The sequence below is a fragment of the Pseudomonas sp. BP11-1-1 genome, from assembly GCF_052112105.1.
GTDB lineage: Bacteria > Pseudomonadota > Gammaproteobacteria > Pseudomonadales > Pseudomonadaceae > Aquipseudomonas > Aquipseudomonas alvandae.
This window is the reverse complement of record NZ_JAUTYU010000040.1, coordinates 1-1224: the sequence shown is the minus strand read 5'-3', so window position 1 is coordinate 1224 and position 1224 is coordinate 1. Positions and strand designations below refer to the sequence as shown.

The following is a 1224-nucleotide window of genomic DNA, read 5'->3' as shown; positions in this document are numbered from 1 at the left end:
TGGTGGCGGCTCTGAAACCGGTCATCAACTCAGTGAAAGGCCAGCCCAGCAATGCCGAAATCCCCAACGGTGGCAACACCGTCGAAACCTCGGTGATCCTCAGCGGCACGGCCACTGCGGGCATGAGCGTGGAGATCTTCGAGGGCACGGTCTCCAAGGGTACCTTCGTTGCAACCGGCGGCACCTGGACCACCACGGCCATCGTCGTGGCGCTCGGTTCGCACAGCTTCACCGCCAAGGGCGTCTATGGCGACAATCCGACTTCAACCTCCCGCGACCTCAGAGTGATACATCGCTTGGTAGTAGATACCAGCACTGTTCAGCTCAATGGATTTTTCCTCTACACCGGTGCCACGCGAAACGGCACTCCGATGCCGGCGGGTACCACCGTTGTTCGCAGCCCCACACAGGGTAACAGTCCCTATACGTACGCCTCATCGAACAATGCAGTCGCTAGCGTAGATAGCAGAGGCACCGTTCTTGGTAGCAGGAATGGACAAGCGACCATCACGATAACCGACGCCTATGGGCAGGTAGCGTCATATCTGGTTATACGATCGAATGCGTGGACCATGAGGTCGATAGGGACCCTTCAAGGGGGGAGTGCGCAAAGCTGGGCAAACGCCCAGGGTGCGCAAAATTCATTTAATCTGGCCCCATACCCGGACGGAGGCACCATGCAAGCGCTCAGAACGTACTACTATGTGCCTGTGGGCTTGAATTACAACAATTGGACCGGCCACTATGATAGCGGCAACACCCTGTGGCCATGTTTCGCCAATATCTACCAAGGCACATCATCTACCGGGACGATTCAAGAGTATCTCGGAGCCTACTGTCGGGTGCCGTATAACCAAGGCACATTGTTGTTTTCAGAGCCATCAGAGCCATCAGAGCCATCAGGCTTTCCTGAATGACGGGGGCGGACATTGAGTCGCGTAACAAACGGATGTCGGCGAACCTCTGATTTCAACTTTTTCTAGGGGGAAAAGGGGGAAAAAGGGAACGCATTTATTTTCGAAGTTGCGTCCCGTGGGCCCCGTTTGAGTCCTGATTGCTTTGGCTTGCCGTAGGTGAGGGAAATTATTCCCTCGCCGCAGGTCAAGGCACAAAGCACCTACCATTGGTCGGCTAGCCCGTTCAACCTGTCATCTCTGACAGTAGCCAGTCTTCCCTTCACGGCGCCCAATAAACTCCACCATCAACCCCGACAGGATTACCTGC

1 protein-coding gene is annotated in these 1224 nt (G+C 55.6%); it reads left to right on the top strand.

Going from position 1 to position 1224, the window contains the following annotated elements:
- The coding region (locus tag Q7C33_RS28870) for an Ig-like domain-containing protein (protein ID WP_407684591.1) at positions 1-917 on the top strand (917 nt) is incomplete at its 5' end.
- Positions 918-1224 lie beyond the last annotated feature (307 nt).